Raw genomic sequence first — 19,762 nt, 5'->3', positions numbered from 1 at the left:
ATGGAGAGTCAACAGAGAGGTCGGAGGCGCGATGGGCCGAACAGTCGGCATCCGGGAGGTCGCTGAAGCGGCTCGTGTGTCCGTCGGCACCGTCTCCAACGTGCTCAACAAGCCCGATCAGGTCTCCGCGACCACCCTCGCTCGAGTGCAGGCGGTGATCGATGATCTCGGCTTCGTGCGCAACGATCTGGCGCGCCAGCTCAAGATGGGTGCCGGCACGACGCTCGGCATGATCGTGCTCAACGTGGCGAACCCCTTCTTCGCCGACCTGGCACATGCGTCCGAAGCGGCCGCCGAGCAGGCCGGGCAGACCGTCGTGCTCGGCTCGAGTGATCAGCTCGCGGCCAGGGAAGACCGCTATCTCGACCTCTTCGAGGAGCAGCGGGTGCGCGGCATGCTCGTCGCGCCGCTCGACGGCATCACGCAACGAATGCGGCAACTCCGCGCCCGCGGCATGCCGCTCATCCTCTTCGACATCCACGAAGACCGCGACTTCTGCTCGGTCACGCTCGATGGCCGAGCGGGTGGCGAACTCGTCGCACGCCACCTCATCGAGTCCGGTCGACGTCACATCGCCTTCCTCGGCGGTCCACTGCACCAGGTGGAAGACCGGTGGCTCGGCGCGCAACGAGTCTGCGCCGAGCACCAGGGTGTGCGCCTCACGCACGTCGACACCCACGACCAGACCATCGCCGACGGTCGCGCCGCCGGCGCCGTCATCGAGGCGATGCCCGCGAGCGAGCGCCCCGACGCGGTGTTCGCGGCGAACGACCTGCTCGCGCTCGGGGTACTGCAGGCACTCGTGATGTCCGAACAGCTCCGCGTGCCGCGCGACATCGCCGTCGTGGGGTACGACGACATCGACTACGCCGAGTCCGCGGTCGTTCCCCTCAGCACGGTGCGCCAGGCCACCGATCTCCTCGCGGAGCACGCTGTGCGTCTCGCGCTCGACGAAGCAGACAACCCCGAGCATCGCCACGAGCAGCTGAAGCTCTCGCCCGAGCTCATCGTGCGAGAGAGCTCCGCGCCACGCTGAGCGGTGCTTGACAGCCCCGGAGCATCCCTCCATGATGGCAGCTCAGTGAAACCTTTCATTCCTGCACTCCCGAGGTGACAGGCTCGAGCCGTCACGCTCTGGTCCGCACCCGCACCCGCCCCCGAGCTTCGGAGCTGTTGTGCACATCCGTGCAAGTCACCCCATCCGGTCCATCGGCAGCATGCTTCACCCCTATCGCCGTCGGGTCCTCGCGGCCGTGCTGTTCCATGCCGTCAAGGACTGCCCGATCTGGCTCGTCCCCGTCTTCACCGCGCAGATCATCGACACCGTCGTCTCCGGCGCGGAAGGCGGCGCGGCGGATTACGGGCGGCTCTGGCTCCTCGTCGCCCTGACGGTGCTCGTGCTGCTCCTGAACACGCCGAACCACATCTGGTACGTGCGGATGTACAGCAAGGCCTATCGCTCGGTCGCCGCCGACCTGCGCAATGCCTTGACCGGCCACCTGCAGGGACTCTCCATCGGGTACCACACGCGCAAGAGCGCATCGATCATCCAGACCAAGATCGTTCGCGACGTCGAGAACGTCGAACTGCTCATGCAGCAGGTCTTCCCAGTGGTGGCGGTCTCCCTCTCGATCCTGATCGGCTCGATCACCGTGACGGCGATCCAGGCGCCTGCCTTCCTCCTGGTCTTCGCCATCACCGTGCCCATCGCGGCCGGTCTCGTCGCGGGCATGCGCCACCGTGCGGCCCGTCGCAACGAGGCCTTCCGGCTCGAGATGGAGGACCTGTCTGCTCGAGTCGGCGAGATGGCCTCGCTCATCCCGATCACCCGCGCGCACGGGCTCGAACGCACCGCGTCGACCCGCGTGGCCGAGACGGCGGAGAACGTCAAGCAGGCCGGCCTCGCGCTCGACCGCCTCAACTCCCGGTTCGAGAGCATGTCGTGGGTCTCGTTCCAGGTGCTGTCGACACTGTGCCTCGGGCTGTCGGGATGGGCGGCGATATCGGGCATCGTGCCGATCACCGCGGGCCAGGTGGTGCTGCTCAGCACCTACTTCGCCACGCTGACGGGCGCGATCACCCAGCTCGTCGGACTCACACCGATCATCGCGCGCGGCGTCGAGTCGATCAAGTCCATCGCCGAAGTGCTCGAAGACCCGGACCTCGAGCGCAACGAGGGCAAGACCGTGGTCGATCGCGTGGTCGGTCAGATCGCCTTCGAAGGCGTCGGCTATTCCTTTCCGGATGCCGCGCGGCCGGCCATCGATCACATCGACCTCGATATCCAACCCGGCGAGACCGTGGCATTCGTCGGCGCGTCGGGCTCGGGCAAGTCCACGACGATCAATCTCGTGCTCGGATTCATCCGCCCCACTGCAGGCCGACTGCTGCTCGACGGTCGCGACATGGAACGCCTCGACCTGCGCAGTTTCCGTCGCTTCGTCTCGGTGGTGCCGCAGGAATCCGTGCTGTTCGAGGGCACGATCCGCGAGAACGTCACCTACGGGCTGACGGATGTCCCGGAGGAACGTGTGCGCCGGGCGCTCGTCGACGCGAATGCCGCCGAGATCGTCGACGAATTGCCCGAAGGGCTCGAGACGATGGTCGGCCAGCGGGGTGCGCGGCTCTCGGGCGGGCAGCGGCAGCGACTGGCGATCGCCCGCGCGCTCATCCGTGATCCGCGGATCCTCCTGCTCGACGAGGCGACGAGCGCGCTCGACAGCGAGTCGGAGGCGAAGGTGAAAGACGCGCTCGACACCCTCATGCGGGGTCGCACCTCGCTCGTGGTCGCGCACCGGCTCTCGACCATCCGGGGTGCCGATCGCATCGTCGTGATGGACCACGGGCGCATCGTCGAGGTCGGCGATCACGACGCCCTGCTCGAGGCCGGCGGGGCATACGCGCGCCTGCATGCCGCACAGCACCTGCCATGAACGAGACCGCGGCACCCGCACGGCTGACCAGCGGGGATCGCGTGCCGTTGTGGTCGACGTCGAACGAGCCGATCGCGTTGTGGGTCGGATACGGCATGCCGGTCTTCGCGCCGGGCCTCGACGACCCCGAACAGGGCAAGCAGGCGGACGAGCGAGCGTGCCTACAAGAAGTCGGCGTACTGGTACAAGACGCTCCCGCATGAGCGGGCGTTTCAGGTGGGCCTACGGCCAGGTGCGCCGCGCTCGAGAGAATCCGACGCGGCCGAGGTGGAATGACGCGGGCTGCTGCGGAGCCGCCGGGTGAGCGGCATTTGTCGTGGCTGCGGTGTCGAGGTATTCGAGCCCGGCCTCGATCGCGACCACCGAGGCTGCTCCGGCCCAGCCGACGAGGTCGAGCGTCGTACGGATCCAGCCGGCCGGCCAGAGCCGCTGGTTCGTCTCGAGAGTCGTGCCGTCCGCGGCGACGACACGGAGAACGGTCTCGACCGGTCGTGTCGGGCCGTCGAGGCACAGGTCGAACATCGCGAAGACGAAACGTGCATCCGACAGGTCGACGGGAACGGGCATCGTGATTCTGGCCAGCGGGCCGCCCGGGTCGACGGAGTCGGCGCCCGTGACGCGCAGAACCGGCCCTTCGAGCTGCGCGTGCGGCACCGGCATGCACTCCAGCCCATGCTCGACCACGGCGATCGACCCCGTCGAGCCGGCTGCCTCGAATCGCCCGTCGGTGATCGCCGACTGCAGGAGGGATCCGTCGCCGTCGACATCGGTCGATGACGGCGCCCACACCGGCGGATGCCACGGCGATTCCACCGCGGGCGGCACGTGTACGGGCACCGTCACCTCGGCGACGAACCGGTGCCGACCGGATCCGACCGTCTCTTCGGTCGCGCCGGGCAGCCGCACGACGGCCTCCGCGCCGACCGGAACGACCAGCTCGACCTCGAGTCGGGAGCCGTCGCGGCGCAATCGCACCTCGATCGAGCCGCGCACCGTGCGGGTCTCGAGCGCGAGGGTCGTGAGCCCGTCGACCATTCGAGGCTCGACGACGAAGCGCGAGAATCCGCCCGCGACAGGCCGCACGCCCGCGAGGGACTGCCAGGCCCATCCGGCGAAGGGGCCACCGAGACCGATGTGATCGAGGGAACCGGTGCCGGTGTTCTCGGGGTCGATCCACCAGCACTCCCAGAACGTGCCCGGCCCGTGGTCGAGCATGGCGCCGATGCCGGGCTCCGCGGGCTGGTGCAGTGCGTCGAAGAGCGCTTGCGAACGACCGTGGCGCGCGAGTGCGCGAACCACGGTGCGCGTCGTCGCGAAGCCCGACGAGACCCGATTGCCGCGGGCCCGCACGTCTCGTTCGAGCTGCGCCGCGACGACGGCCGACTCGGACGCAGTGAGCCATCCGCTCTCCAGCGCGATCGCGAGCGAGCCCTGAGAGCCGTTCCCCACCGACAGCCGTCCATCCGACGAGTCGACGAAGCTCGCTCGTGCAGCGCGCCGAAGATCGTCGCCCTGCGCGCGGCGTGCTGCCGCGGCATCCGTGTCGCCGACGAGCTCTTCGAACTCGGCGAGCACGCGCAGCGCATCGAGCGTCGCAGCGGTGTGGTGAAGTTCAGGCGGCGTCTGCTCGAGCGCGAGCCAGTCGTGGCCGTAGCTGATCGGCGAGCGGCCGATGGTGCCGTCGGCGCTCGCGCAGGAGAGCTGGAAGTCGACCCAGGCGCGCAGCGCCGGCAGCGTCTCGTGCACGACATCGAGGTCGCCGTAGTGCAGCCAGTGCCCCTCGAGCACCCGCTGCAGCGCGGCACCCCAGACCGGATCGGACGGGATCCGCTCTGCGCGCACATCTGGTGCGATCGCGGGAATCGCCCCGTTCGCCTGCCGGCTCGTGCGGAGGTCGCCGAGCCACTTCGTGAAGAACGCCTGCATGTCGAACGCCGAGAAGTCGAAGTCGGCCGCGCTCGCGGTGTCGCCCGTCCAGCCGGCCTGCTCGCGCGTCGGGCAGTCTTCTGGAATGCCGTGCACGTTGTTGAGCAGGGTCCGGCGGCCGCGCTCGATGAGCGTGTCGACGGCGGCGGCATCCGTGCTGAGGGTGCCGCTCGGGCGGAGGTCGCTGTGCAGCGTGCGCACCTCCACCCGCACGGCCACGCCGACCGGGATGCCGCGCACCTCGAGGTATCGGAACCCGTGGTAGCAGAACCACGGTTCGAGCACCCGGCTCGCCCCGTCGCCGTCGCCGTCGCCGTCGCCGATCGTGTACCGCACGGCCTGCCGCACCCGCCCCTGATCGAACGGCATCGTGAGGTTGGTCGTATCGAGCCGCCCGTCGGCGCCGACGTGCTCGCCGTGCACGGCCTCGATCACGGTTCCGGCCGGCAGGTCCTCCTCGAACACCAGGCGGCTGCGCCCCGCCACGTTGACCCCCACATCGAAGAGCAGCACGCCCGGCTCGGGTGCGGAGATCAGCGCCGGGGTGATGGTCTCGACGACGTGCAGCGGCGGGCCGGGGTCGGGCGCCACGCACGCGGGAGGCTCGTCGAACCCGGCCGGGCGGTCGGCCGAGTCGTCGGCCGAGTCGAGTACGGCGATGGATGCCGCGGCGAACACGATCGCCCGGCCGGGCTCGTGCGCTTCGAGGTAGAAGGGGTCCTCGATGGTGACCGGGCCTGCGCCCGCGAGCATGCCCTCGCCGGTGCCGTGGAAGGAGCGTGAGCCGTCGCCGTGCTCGACCACCAGTACCGCGAGCACCCGCGGATCGAGGCCCGTGCGCTTCCACTCCCCGTGCGCAAGCGCGAGGTCGAGCGCATTGTCGCCGACCCGCACGAGATCGGTCACGTCGTAGCTGCGGAACAGCGCGCGGTCGGCATCGGTGCGCGACGGGTCGCTCGATGCGGCGTTGACCGGGCGGCCGTTGACGCTCGCGCGCACGAGCCCCTGGGCGGTCACGTGCAGGCGCGCGCGACGCGGTGCGCCCCCGACGGAGAAGGTGCGGCGGAGCACGCCGAGCGACGGAGCCGACACCCACCTCGCGCCGCCCCAGTCGGCGATCGTGTGCGGTCCGGTCTCGAGCGGCACGCGCTCCGACCATTCCGACCATTCGCCGTGCTCGTCGCGGGTGCGCACCATGACGAGGTCGTGCGAGTGGGCGGGGAGGTCGGCGGCGACCCGCACCCAGGGGTCGGCGCCTTCGACGACTCCGCTCGTCCAGACGGTCGCGGAACCCGTTCCGTCGAGCACGACCGCCTCGAAGGCGGTCTGCGACTGACCGTCGCGTAGGAGTGGCACCGTCCACGACACGCGAGGGCGGGCAGAGGTCGCGAGCGCGATGAAGCGGTCGAGGCGCCGCGTCGTGCGCGCGTCGACCCGCAGATCCTCCGCCGTCGTTCCGGCGTACGGATGTGGGGGGCGTTCGGCGGCCTCGCTTCGAACCGGGTGCTGCGCCGCCGTTCGATCGTCGTGCTGGGTCGTCACTCGATCGAGGTGCTCTGACACCATTCCGTCGGGTTGCTGCGCCGCCATTCGTTCCGGATGCTGCGTCGTCACTGACGTCCCCTTTCGTGCCGAGAATTATTGAAACGTATCACAATGCCTCCAGGCAACCACCGGAACGCCCGCCATTCCGCCCTCACAGCGGACCATCGCATTTTTGAAACGTTTTGATATCTGCGCTTGACATTCCGCCACGTCTGAAGAACCATGAACTGAAAGGTTTCAACAACGGTGTTGCCCACCAGGACGACGCCATCTCCTCCCTTGCACCCATCACAGGAAAGGAAATGTGGACAATGACGTCACGTCCTACACGCAACCGTCGACTGGCCGTCGCCGCCGCAGCGTTCGCGGTGTTGCCGCTGCTCGCGGCGTGCGGCAGCACGAATGCCGGCGGCGCCGCCGGCGAAGTCGAGGGCAGCAGCATCGTGCTCACGACCATCACGGGCCTCGAGCCCCAGTTCCAGGAGTACGCCGACGCGTACATGAAGGAGTTCCCCGACCGCAAGGTCGAGGTGCGCAGCACGACCGACGATGCCGCCGTATACGCGCAGCAGCTCGCGACCGCTCGTCTCAGCGGCGAACTCCCCGACGTGTTCTTCAACGTCGACTTCCTCGCCGACACGCTCGCGAAGAACAACGTGACCCTCGACCTCGGCCCGGGCATCGACGAAGGCAAGCTCGGCGACCTGACGATCGAGGACTTCCTGCCGCAGTTCGTGGGGCAGTACCGGCCGCTCGACAACCCCGACCAGGTGACCGGCCTGCCGGTGAGCGCCGACTCCGTCGGTCTGTACTACGACAAGACCGTTTTCGAAGAGGCCGGCGTCGACGAGTATCCCCAGGCCGACTGGACCTGGGATGACCTGTATCGGGTCGCGGAGGAGATCCAGACGAAGTCGGGCGGCGCCATCACGGGTCTCGCAGCCCCGTTGAGCGATGGCACCGCGCAGATCGTCTACGGCCCCGTCATCCAGGCCTACGGCGGATTCGTCTACGACGCGGATACCGGGAAATCCGGTATCGGTCAGCCAGAGGCCATCGAAGCCTGGACGAAGCTGATCTCGGCGTACGGCACCGCCTCCGGCGAGTACACCGCGACGACCGACGACCCGACGCTGAAGTTCGACTCGGGAAGCGTCGCGATGTCCATCGGCTCGCGCGGCGCCGTTCCGCAGACGAAGACGACGATGGGTGACCACGACTGGGACGTGCAGGTGCTTCCCACGATCGACGGCAATTCGACGGCCGGTGGCGGCTCGTACGGCCTCTCGATCGCGCAGACGAGTAAGAGCCAAGACGCCGCATGGGCGTTCCTCGCATGGTTCTACGACACCGACGCCGGCATGAAGGTCGCCCAAGAGGTGGGCGGCGTGATTCCGCCGACCGAAGACGGCATCGACAACGGCATCTGGAAGGACGGGACGCCTCCGCCCGCCAACATCGCCATCTTCGGCGAATCGGCGCGCACCGCGGTGCTGCTCACCCAGATGCCGGGCGCAAGCGCGAGTGTCATGTCCGAAGCGACCAAGAAGGCGACGCAGCAGGTGACGCTCGAAGGCCGTGACGTGGCCGAGGCGTTCCAAGAGGCCGAGGCGACCGTGAACGCCGCCATCGCCAAGGAACTCAAGTAAGTCGAGAATCGGGTGCGGGAACTTGCGTTCCCGCACCCGACTCCGTTCGAAGGATCCATCCGTGACCGCAACACCATTGACGGAGACGCCGCCTCCCCGCGTCGACGTGCCCCGTCCATCCCAACCGGCTGAGCATCTGTCGGCCCGAAAGAACCGTCGGGTCGACGCCCTCACCGCGGTGCTCTTCGTCTCGCCCGCAATGCTCGGCTTCTTCATCTTCGTGATCCTGCCCGCCATCGGCGGCCTCGTGCTCTCGTTCTTCGAGTGGGACCTCTTCGGTACGCCGGTCTTCGTCGGTCTCGACAACATCACGCGGTTGTTCGCCGATCCCGACATGTGGCAGGCACTCGGGGTGACCGTGCTCTTCGTCGTGATGGGCGTCATCCCGACGATCGTCATCGGCTTCCTGCTCGCCGTCGTCGTGAACAGCAATATGCCCGGCGTCGGCGCGTGGCGCGTGCTCTACTTCACGCCCATGATCGCATCGGCGGCGGTGGCGTCCATCATCTGGGTGAACCTCTACAGCGGGCGCGGTGGACTCGTGAACCAGTTCCTCGCGCTCCTCGGCATCGACGGCCCCAACTGGCTCTCCGATCCGACGTGGGCGAGGCCCGCGCTCGTGATCATGATGATCTGGGGGGCCCTGCCGATCGTCATCATCCTCTACCTCGCCGGGCTCCAGCGCGTGCCTGAAGACATCTACGCCGCATCCGCGCTCGACGGCGCCGGAAAGTGGCGGCAACTGTGGAGCATGACCTGGCCGAACGTCTGGAGCACCACCGTGCTCGTCGCCGTGCTGCAGGCCGTGGGCTTCATCAGCGGCTCGTTCGAGATCGCCCTCATCATGACCGACGGCGGCCCCCTCGGCACGACCCAGTCACTCGCGCTGTACTCGTACAAGGTCGCGTTCACCCAGCGCGACATCGGCTACGGCAGCGCCCTCTCGCTCTTCCAACTCGTGCTGCTCATCGCCATCGTGCTGCTCTCACGAGCGATCGTCCGCTTCAGGAAGGAGCGCAGCTGATGCATCCGCGTCTCTACAACACCCTTCGCTACGCGCTCATCGTCGTCTGCGGCATCGTGCTGGCAGCACCGCTGCTGTACATGGTCTCGGGTTCGCTCAAGTCTGCAAGCGAGGTCAAGGCCTTTCCGCAGCCGCTGCTGCCCGAGACGCCGATCTGGCAGAACTTCGCCGATGCCTGGAACTTCCTCACCCCCCAGGTGATCGGCAACACCTTCATCTTCAGTCTCGGCATCCTGGGGCTCCAGCTCCTCATCTCGCTGCCGGCTGCGTTCGCGCTCGCGAAGATCCCCTTCAAGTGGACCGGAGCGATCCTCGCGACGCTCGTCGTGCCGATGTTCGTGCCCGGCAACCTCACCCTCATCCCGCTGTTCATCGTGACGTTCCAACTCGGTTGGCTCAACTCGTTCGCGGGGCTCATCATCCCGATGGCGGCGCAATGCGCCTTCGCGATCCTGTTGTTCCGCCAGTTCTTCGTGACCCTTCCCGCCGGTCTCATCGAGGCGGCTCGCATCGACGGCGCCGGCTGGCCGAGGGTATTCGTCTCGATCGCGCTGCCGCTTGCGAAGCCGGCACTGGCCACCTTCTGCTCGATCAGCTTCCTGACGGCGTGGAACATGTACATCTGGCCGCTCATCGTGGCGCCCAACCCCGCACAGCGGGTCCTGAACGTCGCGCTCGCTCCGCTCGCGGGCGGGGAGAACTCCATCATCTCTCCCGCGGTCGGTCTGGCCGGCGCGGTGATCGCGATGATTCCGGTGCTGATCGTCTTCATCGTGTTCCAGAAGTGGTACATCAAGGGCGTCGTCGGAACCGGGCTCGAGTAGATGACGATGCAACACCCGGTGGCGCGCGACGGCGTCGCCCAGAACCTGCCTGCGTCGACGACGTCGCTCACGACGACGGCGCGCGTCATCCGGCTCCGGCTCGAGCAGGCCGAGACCGGTGCTGCACTCGGCACCGCGACGCCGCGACTCTCCTGGGTGCTCGAGACCGGCGATACCGGCTGGCGATCGGACCGCTACGAGGTCGAGTACGAGGATGCCTCCGGCGAGGCATCCATCGCCCTTGTTCAAAGTACCGACAGCGTGCTCGTCGACTGGCCGCTCGCGCCGCTCGAATCCCGCCGGCACGGCCGACTGCGCGTTCGCGTCGGTTCGGGTGCCCGGTGGACCGAGTGGAGCGACCCCGAACCCCTCGAGGTCGGCCTCCTCGGCACCGAGGATTGGACCGCGGCGTTCGTGAGCCCGATGTCATTGGGCGGGCTCGACGACGGGGCGCCGCTCCTCTTCACCGACTTCGCGCTCGACGAGCTGCCGGTGCGCGCCCGTCTCTATGCGAGCGCGCACGGCGTGTACGAGGCGTCGCTGAACGGCGCTCGCATCGGCGACGACGTGCTCGCACCCGGCTGGACCGCGTACGAGCACCGCTTGCGGTATCAGGCATACGACGTGCTCGCGGGGCTCCGGCGCGGAACGAACACGCTGAGCGCACTGGTCGGCAACGGCTGGTACCGCGGCCAGCTCGTCTGGCCCGGAAACCGTTCGAGCTACGGCACCCGGCTCGCACTGCTGGCACAGCTCGAGCTCGAGTTCGCCGACGGCTCGCGACGAGTGATTGCGACGGATGCCTCGTGGCGCGCGAGCCCGAGCGGCATCCTCTTCGACGACCTCTACGACGGCGAGCGGCGCGACCTGCGGGTGCCCGCCGAACCCGACCGCGCGGCGAGCGAGTCGGTCGAGGTGGTACCGGGCGACCACGCGCGACTCGTCGCCCGTCGCGGCCCGTCCGTGCGCGTGACGGAACGCGTGCCGGCGGCGGGAGTCTCGGTTTCCCCGTCGGGCCGGACGATCGTCGACTTCGGGCAGAACCTGGTCGGTTGGGTCGAGGTCGTGGTGCGGGGCGGCCGCTCGGGTGACGAGGTCGCGGTTCGCCATGCCGAGGTGCTCGAAGGGGGCGAGCTCGCGATGCGCCCGCTCCGCAGCGCGAAGGTCACGTCGACGTACGTGCTGAGCGGCGCAGAGGTCGAGGTGCTGCACCCCACATTCACCTTCAACGGGTTCCGATACGCCGAGATCTCGGGTGTCGCAGACCTCGATCCCGCCGATGTGACGGGTCTCGTCCTCGGCTCCGCGCTGCGCCGGACCGCCTGGTTCGAGAGCTCCGATCCCCTCGTCGACCGGCTGCACGAGAACGTCGTCTGGGGAATGCGCGGCAACTTCCTCGACCTGCCGACCGATTGCCCGCAACGCGACGAACGGCTCGGCTGGACCGGCGACATCCAGGTGTTCGCGCCGACCGCCGCCACATTGTTCGACACGTCGGGCTTCCTGGCGGGGTGGTTGGAGGATCTCTCGGCCGAGCAGCATCCCGACGGCGGCGTGCCCTACATCATTCCCGACGTCTTGCGTGAAGAAGCCCCCGCCGCCGCAGCGTGGAGCGACGCCGCCACGATCGTGCCGTCGACCCTCTACTTCGCATACGCCGATCGAGACCTGCTCGAACGGCAGTACCCCTCGATGCGGGCGTGGGTCGACAAGGTGACGAGCCTCGCCGGCGACGACCACCTCTGGAACACCGGCTTCCAGTTCGGCGACTGGCTCGATCCGACGGCACCGCCCGAGGAGCCGGCGAAGGCCGCAGCCGATCCGTACGTCGTGGCAACGGCGTACTACGCACGCTCGGCCGGTCTGCTCGCGGCCGCGGCGACGACGCTCGGGCGCACCGACGATGCCGAACGCTACGCAACGCTCTCCGAAGAGATCACCCGCGCGTTCAACCACGAGTACGTCACCCCCGGCGGGCGCGTCCTCAGCGACTGCCAGACGGTCTACGCGCTCGCGCTCTGCTGGGATCTCATCGCCGACCCCGCAGCGCGGAGCGCCGCGGGCGACCGCCTGGTCGAGCTCGTCATCGCGGCCGAGTACCGCGTCGCCACCGGGTTCGTCGGCACGCCGCTCATCCTCGATGCACTGTGCGTGGCAGGTCGCCCCGACGTCGCCCACCGCATGCTGCTCGAGACCGCACCGCCGTCGTGGCTGTACGCCGTCACGATGGGCGCCACCACGATCTGGGAGCGATGGGACTCGATGATGCCCGACGGCACCGTGAATCCCGGCACCATGACGTCGTTCAATCACTACGCGTACGGCGCGGTCGCCGACTGGCTGCACCGATCGGTCGGAGGTCTCGCGCCCGCCGCGCCGGGTTGGCGGCGCGTCACCGTGCGGCCCCTCGTCACGGGGCAGCTCTCGCACGCGCGCGTCGCCTTCGACTCGCCCTACGGCCGCATCGCGAGCTCGTGGCGCATCGAAGCGGGCCGCGTGCTGCTCGAGGTCGAAGTGCCGTACGGCGTCGTCGCCGAAGTGTGGGTGCCCGGTGCCGGCGCTCCGGTCACCGTCGGGCTCGGCGTGCACCACTTCGAAGGCACGCCGATCTCGTGAGTCGATCTCGAGAGTCGATCTCGAGACGCTCGCTGACGCTCGTTACTCGATCAACGTGAGCCCGTGAAGACCGGCTTTCGCTTCTCCTGGAACGCGGCGAAGCCCTCGCGGTAGTCGACCGTGTCGCAGAGCGCGGCCTGCGCACGGTTCTCCTCCGCCATCGACGCCCAGAGCCCGAGCCGGTCGTCGCGGAGCGCGGCGATGAGTCGCTTCGAGGCGACGAACGCCTGAGTCGCTCCGGATGCCGCGGCGCGGGCCGCGGCGCGGGTGGCATCCGTCACCTCGTCGGCACCGAAGACCTGCGAGAACAGCCCTGCGGCGACCGCCTCCGACCCCGACATGAGCCGGCCCGTGACGATGAGGTCCATCGTTCTGTGCGCGCCGAGGCGCTCGAAGAACAGGGCGTGGCCGCCCGAGTCGAGGGTCGCGCCGAGGTTCGCGAACGGCGAGCCGATCTTCGCGGTGTCGGCGACGTAGACGATGTCCGACGCGATGAGCAGGCCGAGGCCGACGCCGAGGCACGCGCCGTGCGCGACGGCGAACGTCGGCGCGGGGAATCCCGCCATGCGCTGCAGCAACGGCTCGACGAGTCCTCCGAGGTAGCCGAGTACGTCGTCTTCACGCGGGTCGACGCCCGAGATGTCGCGGCCGGCGCAGAACGCGCGCCCTTCGCCGCGCAGCACGAGCGCACGCACCTCGCCGAGCTGCGACATCCGCTCCGCTTCGACGTACGCCGCCGACAACTCGGCGATCGCGGCGGGGTCGAGCGCGTTGAGCTTCTCGGGCGCGTTCAGCACGATCTCGGCAACGCCCTCGTTCACGTTCAGTTCAACCATCGCTACAACCATCGCTACTCCTTCGTTCGCGGTTCTGGTTCCGTTCATTTCGCTACCGGGGTGCATTTCCGCCAATCGGGGCCTGATACGAGCCCATTCTGGCGGGAAACCACCCCCGGAGCGGTGAGGTGGGAGAGATGGGAGAGATGGGAGAGATGGGAGAGATGGGAGAGATGGGAGAGATGGGAGAGATGGGAGAGATGGGAGAGATGGGAGAGGTGCGTGAAGTGGGAGAGGTGCGTGAAGTGGGAGAGGTGCGTGAGGGGCGTGAGGTGGGAGAGGTGGGAGAGGTGCGTAAGGTGGGAGAGGTGCGTGAGGGCTACACGTCGTAGTCGACGACGACACGGTCGGACTTCGGATGCGACTGGCAGGTGAGCACGTAGCCGCGCTCGAGTTCGTCGGGTTCGAGCGCGTAGTTCTCGGTCATCGCGACGTTGCCCTCGACGAGGCGCGCGCGGCACGTGCCGCACACTCCGCCGGCGCAGGCGAACGGCACGTCGGGCCGCACCCGCAGCGCCGCATTGAGGATGGACTCGTTCGCGCTCACCGGGCTCTCGACCGTCGTCGACTGCCCGTCGAGGGTGAACTCGATCGCGACGGTCGGCTCACCGCGCTCGACCGTGACGGGCCGCCCGTGCCGCGGTTCGACCCGGTCGGCATCGGTCGTGAACAGCTCGTAGCGCACGTGCTTGACCGGCACGCCCCGCTCCGCGAGGGTGTCGCGGGCGAGCTGCACGAGCTCGAACGGCCCGCACAGGAACCACTCGTCGACCGTCTCGGGTCTGATCAGCACGTCGAGCATGCGCTCGAGCTTCTCGCCGTCGATGCGCCCCGACAGCAGCGGCGCGGTGCGCTGCTCGCGCGAGAGCACATGGTGCAGCGCGAGGCGCGACGGGTAGCGGTCCTTCAGTTCGGCGAGCTCTTCGAGGAACATCACGTCGAGCGTCGACCGGTTCGTGTAGACGAGTTCGAATTCGGATGTCGCGGAGCGGGCCAGCACCGTTTGGGCGAGCGCCATGAGCGGGGTGATGCCCGAGCCGGCGGCGATGCCGACGACATGCTTGCCGTCGAGTGCGTCGAGGGTCGAGGTGAACGTGCCCTGCGGGCTCATCACGTCGAGCATGTCGCCCGCGGCGAGCTCGGTGTTCGCCCACGTCGAGAACAGGCCGCCGAGGTCGCGCTTGATCGCCACCGAGACGCTGCCCCGCACGGGCGGCCGGCAGATCGAGTAGCTGCGTCGCAGCTCATGGCCGTCGAAGTCCTTGCGGAGGGCGACGTACTGCCCGGGCAGGTAGGTGTACTCGTCGGCGAGCTCGTCGGGCACTCCGAAGGTGACCTCGACGGCGTCGGCAGTCAGCGGGCGCACCTCGGCGACCTCGAGCGCGTGGAACCGGGCTCGCCGACGGCTCGGGCTCGGCGCGCCCTCGTTGGTCGCCGTCTCGCCGCCGACCGTGCTCGCGAGGAACGCCGAGGCGACCGCCTCCTCTGCTGGTCGATTCTCGGATGCGGCGCGATCCGGTGCGGGGGTCTCGATACGCTCGCTGACGCTCGCTACTCGACCAGCGGAAGCGGCGCCCAGGTTGCGCGCCCCCATCAGAGCACCTTGAAGTAGTCGAAAGGCTCGAGGCAGTCACGGCACTCGTAGAGCGCCTTGCACGAGGTCGAGCCGAAGCGAGCGAGCTCGCGCGTGTTCAGCGAGTCGCAGCGCGGGCACTTCACCGCGAGCTGCAGTCGAACCGGCCCCGCCGGGCGGGCGGCGGCGTTGCCCGTTGGCGCTTGGATGCCGTAGCGACGGAGCTTCTCCTTGCCGGCCTCGCTCATCCAGTCGGTCGTCCACGCGGGGGCGAGCACGAGATCGACCCGCACCTCGCCGTACCCGGCGTGTGTGAGCGCGAGCAGCACGTCGTCGCGCATGGCGTCGAGCGCGGGGCATCCGCTGTACGTGGGCGTCAGTTGCACCCGTACGGCGCCGTCGCCGCCGATGTCGACCGAGCGCAGCACGCCGAGGTCTTCGATCGTGAGCACGGGGATCTCGGGGTCGGTCACGGTCGCCGCGACGTCCCACGCGCGCCGCGCCGCCGGGTCGGCGGGCAGCGGCCGCGCCACGGAAGCCGCTGGTCGAGTACGCGGGGCAGCCGTCGTTTCGAGACCCGTCTGCGTCTCGATACGCGTCGCCTCCGGCGGCGCTACTCGACGGGCGATTGCGGCCGCGATCACCACGACACCCCCGGGTGCGCACGGGCGAGCACCTGCATCTCTGCGAGCAGCGGGCCGAGGTGCTCGGTGTGCCGGCCTTCGCGGCCGCCGCCCGACGCGATGAACGCGGTGCGGCCCGTCGGACGCTCGAGCGCGGCCTCGGCGAAGACCTCGTCGATGACGGCGTCGAACATTGGGCGCAGCATCGAGGGCAGCACCGCGATGCCGTCGTCAGCCAGCTGCTCGACGAGCACGTCGTCGACGAAGAGTTCGTCGATGTACGGCCAGGTGTCGATGATCGCGGTGATCATGCGGCGACGCGACTCATCGGTGCCGCCGGCGAGCCGCAGCACCCACTGGGTCGCGTGGTCGCGGTGGTAGTCGACCTCTTTCACCGACTTCGCGGCGATCGCCGCGAGCGTCGGATCGGCCGAGTCGACCAGACGCGAGTACAGCTCGTACAGGTACACGGATGCCGCGAGCTGACGCGCGATCGTGTGGGCGAAGTCGCCGTTCGGCTGTTCGAAGAGCCAGGCATTGCGCCAGTCGGACTCATCGCGCCAGTAGGCGAGGTCGTCTTCGCTGCGACCGCTCGCGGTGCCCGCGTAGTGCAGAAGCGAGCGCGCGTGGCCGATGAGATCGAGGGCGATGTTGCCGAGAGCGACGTCCTCTTCGAGCTCGGGGGCGTTGGCGATCCACATGCCGAGCTGCTGGGCGAGCACGAGGGCGTCGTCGCCGAGGCGCAGCGCGTACTCCGCGGCATCCGTCGACGCGACCGCCGTGGTGCCGTCGGCCGCGGTGCCCGCGAGCTCGTCGGCGAGCGCGAGCCGATCGACGGAGACCTCGCCGTGCGATTCGGGGTCGGCGCCGCTCACAGGTGCTTCACCCCTTCGCTCTTCGTGTAGTAGACGGCGTGCCGGTAGTTCTTACCGGCCGGGCTCTCGAAGAACGCACCCTTCGCATCGGGGTCGCTCGTGGTGATCGCGTCGGCGGGCACCACCCAGATCGAGATGCCCTCACCTCGGCGGGTGTACAGGTCGCGCGCGTTGCGCACGGCCATGTCGGAGTCGGGCGCGTGCAGCGAGCCCACGTGCACGTGGGAGAGGCCGCGGTTGGCGCGCACGAAGACCTCCCACAGGGGCCAGGACTCGGTGCCGATCTCGCCGGGGGTCGACATTACGCCACCGCCGCCTGGCGCGCAGACTGCTTCGCGGAGTACGCCGCTGCGGCCTCGCGCACCCAGGCGCCGTCTTCGTGCGCCTCGCGCCGACGGCGCAGTCGCTCGGCATTCGCGGGGCCGCGACCGGCGAGCACCTCGTTGAATTCGTGCCAGTCGATCTCGCTCATGTCGTACTGCTTCGTCTCGTCGTTCCACGCGAGGTTCGGGTCGGGCAGCGTCACGCCCAGCACCTCGGCCTGCGGCACGAGCATGCCGACGAAGCGCTGGCGCAGTTCGTCGTTCGAGAACCGCTTGATGTTCCACGCCATCGACTGCGCCGAGTTCGGCGACTCGTCGTCGGGCGGGCCGAACATCATGAGCGACGGCCAGTACCAGCGGTTCACGGCGTCTTGCGCCATCTCGCGCTGCGCCTCGCTTCCCTGCATGAGTTCGAGCAGGATCTCGAAGCCCTGGCGCTGGTGGAACGACTCCTCTTTGCAGATGCGCACCATCGCCCGGCCGTACGGGCCGTAGGACGCACGGCACAGCGGCACCTGGTTGCAGATCGCGGCGCCGTCGACGAGCCACCCGATCGCGCCCATGTCGGCCCACGTCGGGGTGAGGTAGTTGAAGATCGACGAGTAGCGCGCCCGGCCGGTGATGAGCTGGTCCATCATCTCTTCGCGGGTGATGCCGAGCGTCTGCGCGGCCGAGTAGAGGTAGAGCCCGTGGCCTGCTTCGTCTTGCACCTTGGCCATGAGGATCGCCTTGCGCTTGAGGCTCGGCGCCCGCGCGATCCAGTTCGACTCGGGCTGCATGCCGATGATCTCGGAGTGCGCGTGCTGGCTGATCTGGCGAATGAGCGTCTTGCGATACGCGTCGGGCATCCAGTCGCGCGGCTCGACGCGCGAGTCCGCGGCGATGAGGTCGTTGAACTGCTCTTCCTCGGGGGAGAGGTCTCGTTCGACCACGCTGAGGTCTGCGGGAGAGGTCATCGTCGACTCCTGTGTGTTCTGCGGCTTTCGCCTGGTCTGCGGGCGCTCGTGGCATCCAACATTACTAACCGATCGTTCAGTTAGTATATAGTCAAGTCGAGCGCCGCAGCAACGACGTGCGAACGCGTGAACTCGATGAGGAGCTTCAGATTTGGATGCCGCGACCACTGCCACGACAACCGGCCCGGCCTCGAACCGTGCCATGATGCAGCGCGACCTCGCCTCCGCCGCGCTCGGCATGGTCGTCGAGCGCGACGAACCCGGCATCGCGGTCGTCTCGATGCGTGTGCGCGACGACATGACGAACGGGTTTCACATCACCCACGGCGGGCTCGTCTTCACCCTGGCCGACACGGCCTTCGCGATCGCCTGCAACGAAGACGACACCGTCACCGTCGCAGCCGGCGCCGACATTACCTTCCTGAAGTCCACGGTCGCCGGCCAGACGCTCACGGCGACCGCGGTGCGCCGCACCCGCAGCGGGCGCACAGGCCTCTACGACGTCTCGGTCACCGACGAGCACGGCGACCCCGTCGCCGAGTTCCGCGGCCGTTCGATCTCCACCAACCGCAGCCACCCGTCGGTCGAGTAGCGGAGCGTATCGAGACCTCGCGAACTCGAAGGTCTCGATACGCGCTTCGCGCTACTCGACCAACGACCGATCCAGGAGCACCCCGTGTCGACGACGACCATCTCCCCCAGCATCTCGGGCCTCGCCCCCGCCACGCCCGAAGAACTCGACCCCGAAGAACGGATGTCCCGCTCCGAGGTCGAGACATTGCAGCTCGAGCGACTGCAGCAGACCGTGCAGCACGCCTACGAGCACGTGCCGCTCTACACGAAGAAGTTCGACGATGCGGGCGTGCACCCCCGCGACATCCGCTCGCTCGCCGATCTTGCGAAGCTGCCCTTCACCACGAAAGCGGACTTGCGCCAGACCTACCCCTTCGGCATGTTCGCCGTGCCGATGGAGCAGGTCGCGCGCATCCACGCATCGAGCGGCACCACCGGCCGGCCCACGGTCGTCGGCTACACGAAGGGCGACCTCGACCGCTGGGCGACGCTCATCGCGCGGTCGCTGCGGGCCAGCGGCATCCGCCCGGGCATGAAGGTGCACAACGCCTACGGCTACGGTCTCTTCACCGGCGGTCTCGGCGCGCACGCCGGCATCGAGAAACTCGGCGCGACCGTCATCCCGATGTCGGGCGGGCAGACCGCGCGGCAAGTGCAGCTCATCGTCGACTTCGAGCCCGACGCGATCCTCTGCACGCCGAGTTACCTGCTGACGATCGCCGACTGCATGGTCGAGCAGGGCATCGACCCGCGCTCGACGAGCCTCAAGGTCGCCGTGCTCGGCGCCGAGCCGTGGACGAACGAGATGCGGCGCGACCTCGAGCAGCGCCTCGGCATCGACGCGCTCGACATCTACGGCCTCAGCGAGGTCATGGGCCCGGGCGTCGGCAACGAGTGCCTCGAGACGAAAGACGGGCCGCACATCTGGGAGGACCACTTCCTGCCCGAGATCATCGACGGCGAGACCGGTGCGCAGCTCGCCGACGGCGAGATGGGCGAACTCGTCTTCACCTCGCTCACGAAAGAGGCGTTCCCGGTCATCCGGTATCGCACGCGCGATCTCACGCGACTGCTGCCCGGCACGGCGCGACCCGGCATGCGTCGCATCGAGAAGATCACCGGCCGCAACGACGACATGATCATCCTGCGCGGCGCGAACCTCTTCCCGACCCAGATCGAGGAGATCGTGCTCGGCATCGAGCAGCTGACGCCGCATTTCATCCTCGAGCTCACCCGCACGGGCACGATGGACGACCTGACCGTGCGCATCGAGCGCCACCCCGACCTCGACGTCGACGTCTGCCACGCCGCCACGATCGTGCTCGCCAAGCGCATTAAGGAGGGCATCGGGTCATCCGTCGCCGTGGTGCTCGAGGAGCCGGGGGCACTCCCCCGCAGCGAGGGCAAGTACAAGCGCGTCTACGACCTGCGCACTCCGTGACGACCACACGCCTTTCGAGAGGATGCAAGTTGTTGCAACACCGAC

The 19,762-nt window shown here is 68.6% G+C and carries 17 protein-coding genes; 10 read left to right on the top strand and 7 right to left on the bottom strand.

Annotated elements, in window-relative coordinates; translation table 11 throughout:
* Positions 1-31: 31 nt before the first annotated feature.
* From AC1C2R_RS10860 to AC1C2R_RS10850, 3 genes are all read left to right on the top strand, one after another.
* The gene (locus tag AC1C2R_RS10860; RefSeq protein ID WP_495352490.1) at positions 32-1,036 is read left to right on the top strand and encodes a LacI family DNA-binding transcriptional regulator; all 1,005 of its coding nucleotides are present in this window, start codon (positions 32-34) and stop codon (positions 1,034-1,036) included.
* A 181-nt stretch (positions 1,037-1,217) separates the two neighbouring features.
* Entirely contained in the window at positions 1,218-2,933 is a 1,716-nt protein-coding gene (locus AC1C2R_RS10855) for an ABC transporter ATP-binding protein (RefSeq protein WP_495352489.1), read from the top strand.
* On the top strand, positions 2,930-3,136 hold the full coding sequence (locus tag AC1C2R_RS10850; RefSeq protein ID WP_495352488.1) for a hypothetical protein: 207 nt from the start codon (positions 2,930-2,932) through the stop codon (positions 3,134-3,136). The genes AC1C2R_RS10855 and AC1C2R_RS10850 overlap by 4 nt, the downstream gene beginning before the upstream one ends.
* A 19-nt stretch (positions 3,137-3,155) precedes the next feature.
* On the opposite strand, the gene AC1C2R_RS10845 is transcribed toward AC1C2R_RS10850, so the two are convergent.
* Positions 3,156-6,473 (bottom strand): family 78 glycoside hydrolase catalytic domain, encoded by a 3,318-nt coding sequence (locus AC1C2R_RS10845; RefSeq protein ID WP_495379905.1) that lies wholly within the window; start codon positions 6,471-6,473, stop codon positions 3,156-3,158.
* A gap of 242 nt (positions 6,474-6,715) precedes the next feature.
* Between AC1C2R_RS10845 and AC1C2R_RS10840 the strand changes: the two genes are divergently transcribed.
* The 4 genes from AC1C2R_RS10840 to AC1C2R_RS10825 all read left to right on the top strand — a co-directional run bounded on the left by AC1C2R_RS10840 (position 6,716) and on the right by AC1C2R_RS10825 (position 12,517).
* A complete protein-coding gene (locus AC1C2R_RS10840; protein ID WP_495352486.1) occupies positions 6,716-8,053 on the top strand; it encodes an ABC transporter substrate-binding protein in 1,338 nt (445 codons plus the stop codon).
* Positions 8,054-8,114: 61 nt separating this feature from the next.
* Positions 8,115-9,077 carry a carbohydrate ABC transporter permease gene (locus AC1C2R_RS10835; protein WP_495379904.1) on the top strand — a complete coding sequence of 321 codons (963 nt, stop codon included), beginning with the start codon at positions 8,115-8,117 and terminating at the stop codon, positions 9,075-9,077.
* Positions 9,077-9,901, top strand: a complete 825-nt coding sequence (locus AC1C2R_RS10830) for a carbohydrate ABC transporter permease (RefSeq protein ID WP_495379903.1) — start codon at positions 9,077-9,079, stop codon at positions 9,899-9,901. Before AC1C2R_RS10835 ends, AC1C2R_RS10830 begins: the two co-directional genes overlap by 1 nt.
* A gap of 6 nt (positions 9,902-9,907) precedes the next feature.
* On the top strand, positions 9,908-12,517 hold the full coding sequence (locus AC1C2R_RS10825) for a family 78 glycoside hydrolase catalytic domain (RefSeq protein WP_495379902.1): 2,610 nt from the start codon (positions 9,908-9,910) through the stop codon (positions 12,515-12,517).
* A 50-nt stretch (positions 12,518-12,567) separates the two neighbouring features.
* On the opposite strand, the gene AC1C2R_RS10820 is transcribed toward AC1C2R_RS10825, so the two are convergent.
* The gene (locus tag AC1C2R_RS10820) at positions 12,568-13,353 is read right to left on the bottom strand and encodes an enoyl-CoA hydratase/isomerase family protein (protein ID WP_495352482.1); all 786 of its coding nucleotides are present in this window, start codon (positions 13,351-13,353) and stop codon (positions 12,568-12,570) included.
* Between the two features lie 137 nt (positions 13,354-13,490).
* Between AC1C2R_RS10820 and AC1C2R_RS10815 the strand changes: the two genes are divergently transcribed.
* Entirely contained in the window at positions 13,491-13,685 is a 195-nt protein-coding gene (locus AC1C2R_RS10815) for a hypothetical protein (protein WP_495379901.1), read from the top strand.
* Here the strand turns inward: AC1C2R_RS10815 and paaE are convergent.
* The 5 genes from paaE to paaA all read right to left on the bottom strand — a co-directional run bounded on the left by paaE (position 13,673) and on the right by paaA (position 17,703).
* Entirely contained in the window at positions 13,673-14,947 is a 1,275-nt protein-coding gene (gene paaE / locus AC1C2R_RS10810; RefSeq protein WP_495379900.1) for a 1,2-phenylacetyl-CoA epoxidase subunit PaaE, read from the bottom strand. The genes AC1C2R_RS10815 and paaE overlap by 13 nt on opposite strands.
* Positions 14,947-15,459, bottom strand: a complete 513-nt coding sequence (paaD, locus tag AC1C2R_RS10805) for a 1,2-phenylacetyl-CoA epoxidase subunit PaaD (protein WP_495380400.1) — start codon at positions 15,457-15,459, stop codon at positions 14,947-14,949. The genes paaE and paaD overlap by 1 nt, the downstream gene beginning before the upstream one ends.
* Positions 15,460-15,566: 107 nt before the next feature.
* Positions 15,567-16,424, bottom strand: coding sequence for a 1,2-phenylacetyl-CoA epoxidase subunit PaaC (gene paaC, locus AC1C2R_RS10800; RefSeq protein WP_495379899.1), 858 nt, complete (start codon positions 16,422-16,424; stop codon positions 15,567-15,569).
* Positions 16,421-16,726 (bottom strand): 1,2-phenylacetyl-CoA epoxidase subunit PaaB, encoded by a 306-nt coding sequence (paaB, locus tag AC1C2R_RS10795; protein ID WP_495352479.1) that lies wholly within the window; start codon positions 16,724-16,726, stop codon positions 16,421-16,423. Before paaB ends, paaC begins: the two co-directional genes overlap by 4 nt.
* Positions 16,726-17,703, bottom strand: coding sequence for a 1,2-phenylacetyl-CoA epoxidase subunit PaaA (gene paaA, locus AC1C2R_RS10790; RefSeq protein ID WP_495352478.1), 978 nt, complete (start codon positions 17,701-17,703; stop codon positions 16,726-16,728). The genes paaB and paaA overlap by 1 nt, the downstream gene beginning before the upstream one ends.
* Before the next feature lie 205 nt (positions 17,704-17,908).
* On the opposite strand from paaA, the gene paaI reads away from it, so the two are divergent.
* Both paaI and paaK read left to right on the top strand, forming a co-directional pair.
* On the top strand, positions 17,909-18,295 hold the full coding sequence (gene paaI / locus AC1C2R_RS10785) for a hydroxyphenylacetyl-CoA thioesterase PaaI (RefSeq protein WP_495379898.1): 387 nt from the start codon (positions 17,909-17,911) through the stop codon (positions 18,293-18,295).
* Positions 18,296-18,379: 84 nt separating this feature from the next.
* Entirely contained in the window at positions 18,380-19,717 is a 1,338-nt protein-coding gene (gene paaK, locus AC1C2R_RS10780; RefSeq protein WP_495379897.1) for a phenylacetate--CoA ligase PaaK, read from the top strand.
* Positions 19,718-19,762: the final 45 nt, after the last annotated feature.

This window comes from Agromyces sp. Y182 (genome assembly GCF_059445385.1).
This window is presented reverse-complemented; position numbering and strand designations above follow the sequence as displayed.